Annotated in this window: 7 protein-coding genes; 4 read left to right on the top strand and 3 right to left on the bottom strand. The window is 60.8% G+C overall.

The annotated features are described in order from the left end of the window. Nucleotides 1-564: 564 nt before the first annotated feature. The 3 genes from GGQ90_RS28405 to GGQ90_RS29200 all read right to left on the bottom strand — a co-directional run bounded on the left by GGQ90_RS28405 (nucleotide 565) and on the right by GGQ90_RS29200 (nucleotide 2,336). Nucleotides 565-1,329 (bottom strand): HEAT repeat domain-containing protein, encoded by a 765-nt coding sequence (locus GGQ90_RS28405; protein ID WP_188084606.1) that lies wholly within the window; start codon nucleotides 1,327-1,329, stop codon nucleotides 565-567. 118 nt (nucleotides 1,330-1,447) lie between these two features. Further along, nucleotides 1,448-1,879, bottom strand: a complete 432-nt coding sequence (locus GGQ90_RS28400; protein WP_223178510.1) for a DUF2059 domain-containing protein — start codon at nucleotides 1,877-1,879, stop codon at nucleotides 1,448-1,450. Nucleotides 1,880-2,000: 121 nt separating this feature from the next. Beyond that, entirely contained in the window at nucleotides 2,001-2,336 is a 336-nt protein-coding gene (locus GGQ90_RS29200) for a hypothetical protein (protein ID WP_223178509.1), read from the bottom strand. 426 nt (nucleotides 2,337-2,762) lie between these two features. Here GGQ90_RS29200 and GGQ90_RS28395 point away from each other — a divergent pair, with 426 nt between their 5' ends. From GGQ90_RS28395 to GGQ90_RS28380, 4 genes are read left to right on the top strand one after another with little or no spacing between them, the layout of a single operon-like run. After that, a complete protein-coding gene (locus tag GGQ90_RS28395; protein WP_188084604.1) occupies nucleotides 2,763-3,902 on the top strand; it encodes a tyrosine-type recombinase/integrase in 1,140 nt (379 codons plus the stop codon). Next, the gene (locus GGQ90_RS28390; RefSeq protein ID WP_188084603.1) at nucleotides 3,874-5,700 is read left to right on the top strand and encodes a site-specific integrase; all 1,827 of its coding nucleotides are present in this window, start codon (nucleotides 3,874-3,876) and stop codon (nucleotides 5,698-5,700) included. The genes GGQ90_RS28395 and GGQ90_RS28390 overlap by 29 nt, the downstream gene beginning before the upstream one ends. Beyond that, complete coding sequence (locus GGQ90_RS28385; RefSeq protein WP_188084602.1) at nucleotides 5,697-7,538, top strand: site-specific integrase; 1,842 nt, start codon at nucleotides 5,697-5,699, stop codon at nucleotides 7,536-7,538. The genes GGQ90_RS28390 and GGQ90_RS28385 overlap by 4 nt, the downstream gene beginning before the upstream one ends. Further along, nucleotides 7,519-7,974: a hypothetical protein gene (locus GGQ90_RS28380; RefSeq protein ID WP_188084601.1), complete on the top strand. Its 456-nt coding sequence runs from the start codon at nucleotides 7,519-7,521 to the stop codon at nucleotides 7,972-7,974. Before GGQ90_RS28385 ends, GGQ90_RS28380 begins: the two co-directional genes overlap by 20 nt. The last annotated feature ends 222 nt before the right edge of the window (nucleotides 7,975-8,196 follow it).

Below are 8,196 nucleotides of genomic sequence, written 5' to 3'. Positions count from 1 at the left end.
TTAGGTCCCCGTGCTACAACTGTATTGTTTGGTTCAACGCAGTGTCGTCGCAGGGCGGCAGCGCCAGCGCGGAGATTTCAAGCTTGCGCAGCGCTGGCGCTGCCGAAGCACCATCCTTCGATAGCCTCGCCTCGGACCCGGCGCTCTGCGCCGGGCTCTCTCATTCGTTGGCTCGTGTCACCGTTGTCTTCCGCAGTTCAAAACGGCACCAACGAGGACTATCAAGCCGCCTACGACAAGGCGTTCCGTAGCTCCTTTGGCAACCGCCCAATCAACCAGTGCCTGACCTCGGCTACGAACGCCGTAGCAGTTGAAATCGATGTGACCCCGATCTGTGCGTGCGTCGCGGATCGGTTACTTGAGAGGGGGTCGGTTGACGAATCGAAGGTGCGAACCCGGTTACCGAACTACAGTCGATCTCAGCCGAATGCATTGCGGTGCTTCCGCCCGCTATAAATCCCAAGAAGCCATAACGTCGGCTTTCGGGAGCGCGGAAATGGTTCGGGAACGACCGAATTTACTGGTGCTAGCGGACAGCCTGATTCTCAGAAACGAAGTCGCCGCTTAACCCCACCGCTGAAGCCTTTGAAGCGCCCCGAGCAGAGCGCTGGTCGGCTTTTCGCCAGCAAGCTCCAGTCCCAAGAGCATCGCCGCTGACTGACGCGCGAAGACGTCATCAGGATCGTCATGAAGCATCGTCTTCAAAAATCTGAGCGCGCGCCTATCGCGCCGACGACCGAGGCCAATGATTGCTTCGTAACGCACATCGGCATCGGCATCTGAGAGCCGGGTGGCAAGGGCTTCTCTAATCGCGCCACTGTCGGCATCGCTCTGCTGCCCGAGGCCAAACGTCGCCCAATTGCGTACCTCCGCGTCATGATCGTTCATCAAGAAAAGCAAAGTTTCGTTCGCCTCGATTGAATCGACGGCTCCAAGCGCACAGGCGGCGGCATACCTGATGCTGTCGTCAGAGTGGGTTGCGAAGCGTGTGACGTAAGCAGCCGCTCGGTGTCGGTCGATGTGCTGTAGGGCGAAAATGGCAGAGAACACGACCTCATCGGCGGTATCGTCGAGGAGCGGCAATACGGCGGCAAAGGACCCTTGGGGAAAAGACCGGACAGGCACCCCTATCTGGCCAAGAATATCGGCAGCACGGGCCCGAGTGGCTGCCTCTGCGCTCTTCGCTAGAACGCACGCTTTGTCGAGAACCTCTTTGGAGCCGCGCCAATGCAACGCCGCGACAGCGTCCCATGCGTGATCGTCGTCGCATTGAAGGGCGACTGCGAAGAGTGCGGGCACTGACCGAGGATCAAATTCTGCGTTGGCCATAGCGATCTCTATAGTTCGGCTATCGGCACCTAGGCCAGCGTTTGAGAATTTCCGCTTTGCGGGCGTGTCCGGAACGTCGCTGATCGGCGATTTTGGGTGGAAAGCGGGCGTAGCCTGATCAACCGAGCGCGGCGGTTGCTTCGTTAACGATCTGCTCGACCAACTCTTCGGTGTTGGTTTCGATGTAGGCGTCCATCCGCCAGCGCCCTTCCAAGAAATGCTTACCCTCGGGCGCTTCAAGAAAATCGACGATATTCAGTAGCTCCGTTTCGGTGAACTCCCAGTTCACATGGCTTTCGTATTCTTCCTGCCAAGCCTGCCTGCGCGAGGCATAGGCACTTTTGAGAGCTTCATCTGCTGTGCGTTGAGCACCGCCGAATGTTTCACCCTTTCGCGCAGCGAGTGCGAATAGGGGTGTTCCGGGCAAGGTAAGACGCTCCAGAAACTGGCCCGTATCCAGACGGTCTTGGATACCAGCGGCGCGTAGGAACCGGCGAATGAGATCGAGTTTTGATCCGCTCGGCGGTTCGCCGATCTGTGCCGAAGCCATCAATTTCTTCCTTCCGCAGGCAAGATACGCTTGAAACGGAATGGCCGACAAGGGGCGAGTCCGGAACGGCGCGTTTTGGCGCTTCGGGATGTGTGCCGGTTACTGCGCCCGCTAGCCAGCATCATTCAAAAACTGTCTCGGAAAGATGGGGGGCTCTGGGGATGCGCGATATCCACCAACCTAGCGGCGCAGCCGAGAAAACGCTCACTAAAATCTGAAAGCCGAAAGGGACTAAGAATTCATCCGGTTCCAGCGTCAGGATTAGCGAAAAGGGGCCATCTAGTGAACCGAGCAAAAAAGCCGTGATACCGATGACGGGTGTTGTAGAAGCCGTAATGGAGATTAAAGCGCGCCTCGCATGCGTCCATTCAGGCCTCCACCGGTTAAGGCCGAGTGCGGTCATAATTGTAATGATGATGCCCGCAACACACCATAAAACCGTGAAACCATTGACCATAGCTTGTATTGCTTCACCTCCACAGCGGATGCAAGATTGTTCACGAGCGCGGGCGATTGGCAACTTTGGGGCGCTTGCCGCCTGTCCGGAATTTTACGTTCGCGGCGGTGGAACTGGACGTAAGGGTCAGAGCAGGGCCTAGCAGCCGACGCCAGAAACTTGGCTTCGCCGCAGACGACATTTGACTGGCAGGCCTATCTCAGCGTCATTGCCGCTCGCGTCAAAAAGCCTATCTTAGCGGTCTCTGCAGCGGCCCGAACAGCCTCATCCGCTACCTCAGCCCGCGACCACGAGAATGCTGCGTCCGGGATCTTGCGTTTGGGCGTGGTCAAGCCTCCTGCGTAGCGAAGAACATTTTGTGGCAGGACTGCGCGCTTCGATTGTGTTATTAGGCCCTTGTATTTGTGCGGCGGAAGGGAGCCTGTGATGGCCTCAATCATCCGCGCCATTGCTGGCGCCCCAGGGATACCTGTCGGGTTCCCGATTCTCTTCGATGCCAGAATGGCGATCATCGAGCCGGCCTTTGCATGGCTGTTGGAGCATGCCTCGAGTCGAGGCCGGCGTTGCGCGCCAGATACCGTCCGGACTTACGCCGAACATATCTATGACTGGTTCGACACGCTGGAACAGTCGAATCTCGACTGGCGCGCGGTCGATGAAGATATCATTGGCGCATATCGAGATCGCATGATCGAAAACTTGAGTGCGCATACGGGGCGAGCCTATGAACGCACGACGATCAACGCCCGGGTAATGAGCGTCTGCCGCTTCTATGAATGGGCACTGGAGGAAGGGCTGATCGCCCAACTTCCCTTCCGGCGCCGCGAGCGGGTAGTCCCGGTGTTCAAAGAGGATGGCGGCGGACCGCGCCTTGCAGCGAGCAACACGTTTGTCTTGTCGAACCCGGAGAAACTGCCGCGCCCGTTGCGCGCTGCCGAGCTCGATCGCCTGTTTGCTCACCTTGGTCCGATCCCGCGCCTGGCAGCCGAATGGGCGCTTACGGCGGGTCTGCGCCGTAAGGAAATCTGCGGAATGACCCTCGACATGGTGCCTGACAGCCACCAGTTGTCGGGCGAGGATCAGCCGCTCGTTGGCATCCCGCTGCGCATCACCAAGGGCAACCGGCCCCGCACGGTCTATCCGCCGATCCGACTGATCGACCGCACCGACTGGTATGCTGGTGAAGACCGCGCCCGTATCATCCGGCGTGCGCGTGCCCGCGACCGGCACTTCCGGTCACCGACTAATCTTCTCCTCACCTCGTATGGAACGGCTCTGTCGGGGAAACGGCTCACTGCGCTCTTTGCGAAGGGCTTTGCCGATGCCGGGCTCAAGGGTAGCTTCCACTGGCTGCGTCACACCTTCGCGATGGTGATGCTGGCGCGCCTTCAACAACAGGCGCGCAGCAATCCCGATCTCAATCCGTTGAAAATCCTTCAAGTGCTGATGGGGCATCGCTCGATCGCAACGACTGCAATCTACCTCAGGTGCGTCGAGGTGCATGACCATGATCTCTCGGAGAGCCTGGCATGGCTCTATGGCGAACTCATCCCCGATGCCAAATGATCGGCGGATCGATCGGCGTATCCAGCGCCCGATCACCGCCGCCGATCCCGTGGCTGCGACACAAATCGTCATCTTCCGTGATGCCAGTAATGGCAGTGTCCAGCGCTTCGATCCGGCTACGCTGGGCCTTCCACCGGATATGGTCGGCCCGCTCATGGCGGCCTTCCGGCTGAACGATGCGGGTGCAACGCTACGGACGCGACCCGCTCGATGGCGGGCCTTGCGCTGCTTTGCCCGGTTCCTGGCGAGCGAGGGGGTGACCAGTGCGGGCCAGGTGAACGCAGGCACGATCAAGCGCTATCTGGCCTTCCTTGCGCTACCCGACGCGGAAGGAAAACGTCTCAAGCGCCCAACGATAGCGACGCAACTCGGCTTGATCCGACCATTGCTGGAGCGCGCCGAGCAGGCTGACCCGAAGCTGTTTGGTTCGGTTCTTGCGTTTCCCTACAATCCAGTTCCTGGCAGCCGAATCCATGACTCCAAGCCGCGGTTGTGCAAAGAGGATCTGCAGGCCATCCTCATGGCCTGCTACGAGGAAATTGACGCGGCATGGGCGAAGTTCCAACGCTGCCAGATGATCATCGCAGCACTCGATCCGCCGCCACGCGCCGCGCGGGGAGAGAGCCTCGACAGCGCCATCTGGCGTCTTCACCGACTTACCGGCGGCATCGCTCCAACATGGGAGCAGCTTCGGGAAGCCGGTATTGCGCACAGCCGGTTGCTGCGCTGGGGGTGGCGGGGCGGGCTCGCCGAGTACTATCATCTGACCACGCGGACGGTCGTGCCATTCTATATTGCGCTTGCTATCCAGCTTGCCGCCAACCCGGATCCGCTTCGTGTGATCCGGCGCGACTGTCTTGTGGCTCATCCCATCGACGACACCAGGATGCTGGTCGAGTGGCTCAAGCACAAAACCGCGCCTAATCCAAAAATCCAGCGCCGCTCGTTCGATGTTCGGAGACCTCGCTCGGCGCCGCGCCTTATCGAAATGCTGCTGGCGATGACCGAGCCGCTTTTACCGCATGTGCCCGATATGGATCGGGAGCGACTGTTCCTCGTCCACTTTCTGACGACCTCACAACATCGCCAACACGACAAAACTGCCGGCCTGATGCCCTACAGTACACTCAGTGGTCGGATCGATCTGTTCATCAAGCATGCCAACAAACGCATCGCCGAGTGGAACCGCGAGCATCCCGACCGACCCCGACGACCCTTGCCGAGCTTCGCTCCCGGCCAGCTCAGGGGCAGCGTTGCGACCCAGCATTATCTGGCCTCCGGCGGCGATCTGCTGGCAACGGCCGCCATCCTCAATCACCGCGATCCGGTGGTGACCGATGCCTATGTAGAGGGGCCTGCAGCGCGCCGGCTCGAGCGTGAAACGATCGCCCGTCTTCAGCGGATGATGGTCACTTGGGTCATAGCGCCGAAGCAGGCGACAAAAAGCGCCTCAGTCCACGGCTCAGGCCCTGTAACAGCGCTGTTCGGTCATCGCTGCATGATGCCTCTAGAAGCGAACATCGGAAACGGCATGCGTGTCTGCCGGCATCTTGGTGGTTGCCTGACATGTCCCGGCTTGGTCGTTCCGCTTGATGCCGAACATTGTGCGCGGGTCCTTCAGGCTCAGCGTCACTTGCTGGAGTCCCGGGATCGGATCGATGCCGAAAGGTGGAACCTGTTCTACGCACCGAGCCTGCGCGTGCTTGAGCAGAACCTGTTACCGGCCTTCGCGGCAGAAATCCTCAGCGTGGCCGCACAGCAAATACATCGCCTTCCAGCTCTTCCGGATATCGAATGAGCACCGCTTCACAGATCGCGGCATCGCCGGCCCAGCCCGGGCGCGTATCAGTGGAATCGGCCTATGCTGACGATCAATGGCAGCTCACGCGGGGAGTGCCCGGCGTTCGTGACCGGGCCTTCAGGATCGACTGGTCGTTCACGATGCCTGATGGTAGCCGCTTCAGCGACGAGCGATGGCATCGCCTGCTCGGCGCTGCCAAGCAACTCATCTGGTCGCTGCACGCCGATCCGCCGCCTGGCCGAAAGGCGGTAGCGCTCCATACTCTCACCGTTTACGCGAATTATCTGAGGGTGATCGTCCTATGGATGGCGACAAACCGGTTCGAAAGCTGGGCCCAGCTTGACCGCCCGGCAATCAAGGATCTGTTCGCGCACTTCGGGCAACGCGGCCTCTCCTATAGCACTGCGCGCAACTACCACTGGATCATCAAAGCCTTCTACGAGCAGCGCGGCAAGCTTGCAGAGGCTCCGCCGGAGCCGCCGCCGATGCTGACCCGGTTGGGCAACTGGCGCGACGGAGAAAGAAAGCCGCACACGCCGGATGTGATCGCAGTTCCGCTGATCGCTGCGGCGCTGCACCTTATCGGCCATCCTGCTGACGCCATCATCGCGATGCGCGAGGATGCACAAGCGGTTTATGACACCGCAGCGCGGGATGGGCTTACCCGCCACGGCCAGATCTACCGTGCATCGGCCTATCTCCGTTCGTGTCTGCCAGTGGAAATGCGCCTGGGAAGACCGGAGATGCTGGCCGGGCGGCCGATCGATGGCTTGAACGACCGAATCCTCAGGCTTTACGATGCCTGCTTTATCGTCATCGCATATCTGGTCGGCGCCCGGGCCTCCGAAATCTTCGCGCTCGAGACCGACTGCATAAAGTGGCATGATGGCGAAGACGGACAGCAATATGCCTATCTGCAAGGTGCCATCCGCAAGGGCGCTCCGGGGCCAGAAGGCCTGCCGCATCGCTGGATTGTGCCCGATCCCGTAGTCCGCGCCATTGCCGTTCTAGAACGCCTCTCCGCGCCGTGGCGAACAATCCACGGCGGACGGCAGCTGTGGCTAGTGCAGGAAAAGCCCGGTACGGCGTTACGGTCATCGGACCTGCGCATCCACACGATGAGCATCCCCGCGGTGATAAAGCGGCTGAACAGTGGTTTTGCCTTGCTGGTCGATCTTCCCACCCATCGGGGCGAGCGGTGGCACCTCACGACCCACCAGGGTCGTCGAACCTTCGCGCAGTTCGTAGGTCGGCGGGACCGCACCGGCCTTGCCGCGCTCAGCAAGCACTTCGGCCACGTCACCCGCGCGATGACCGACCGGGGATACGTTGGGACCGACTTTGAACTCGTCGAGCTGGCCGACGACCAAGCCATCGCCGACACACGCGCGGCGCTCGAGGACTTGCTGGTAGCGCCGCGACTTGCGGGCAAGGCCGGCAGGATGCTGGCGGAGCGTTCGCCGTTCCGCGGCCGGACCCAGGGCGGTGACATCGACGCCTATATCACGCAACTTCTTGCCGAAACGGACATGCGTCTTGGCGTCTGCGACTGGGGCTACTGCCTCTACAGACGCGAAACCTCTGCCTGCCTTGGGTCCGACCGCGAGCCGAATCCCGTCCTTCGCACCCAGAGCACTTGCGTGACCTGTGCCAACTTCGTCGTCACTGAAAAGCATCGGCCGATATGGGCCGGGCGGTTGAGCCGAAATCTTGCTCTTCTCGACAGAAGTGATCTGGATCCGGAAAGCCGGGCGCTGGCCACTACGCGCGCCGGCGAGTGCCAACGCCTTCTTGCTATGCTCGACAGTACAGAGGGTGCGGATGAACAAAGCTGAAGATACGACGCCCCAGCAGCGCCGCCATGCCCGAACCAAGGCGAAGCTGCGTGGCGCTCTCGAAGCGTTGTCTGCCCGCGAATCTTCGGCTCCCATCACCGCCGCTGCCATCGCACGCGAAGCCGGTGTCGGGCGCAATGTTCTTTACGTCGGCCATACCGACATCCTGCAGGAAATCCGCACCGCCGCCGATGCGCGCACCGCGGTGCGTGGCAAACGGGATGATGCCGCTCGCGCGGATGCCTTGAAGGTCCGTGACCTCGAAGGCCGGCTCGCATCCATGGCGACGGAAAATGCCAGCCTACTTTTGCGCGTCCGTGAGACGCAGAGCAAGTTGGGCCGCGCTGAGAAACTGAACGCCCAACTGCTCCGGCAACTCGCCGATGCGCGGCGCCCGGTGCGCCTGCGCCCTGGTGACCCTGAAAATCCGGCCTGACCTGAGCCTGAATCCTTGACCGTCACCGCCGTGGCCGCCGGTTCCCCGCGGGCAGAGGGAGAGTGCGGCCGCGTACCAACGAGGCCGCTGTGGCCGAAGAAAGGATCCTGATCTGAGCGCGCAGAAACCCAATGATGCGCCCTTTTAGCTATCGCAAGGAATCATCGCGTTTTATCAATGCATTATTATTAATGATACACTTGCTCACGGGACAGAACAGCG

Origin of the sequence: Sphingobium scionense (assembly GCF_014197035.1) — a bacterium.
GTDB classification, from domain to species: Bacteria; Pseudomonadota; Alphaproteobacteria; order Sphingomonadales; family Sphingomonadaceae; genus Sphingobium; species Sphingobium scionense.
The sequence above is the reverse complement of the archived record's forward strand: the minus strand, read 5'-3'. Positions and strand labels throughout refer to the sequence as shown.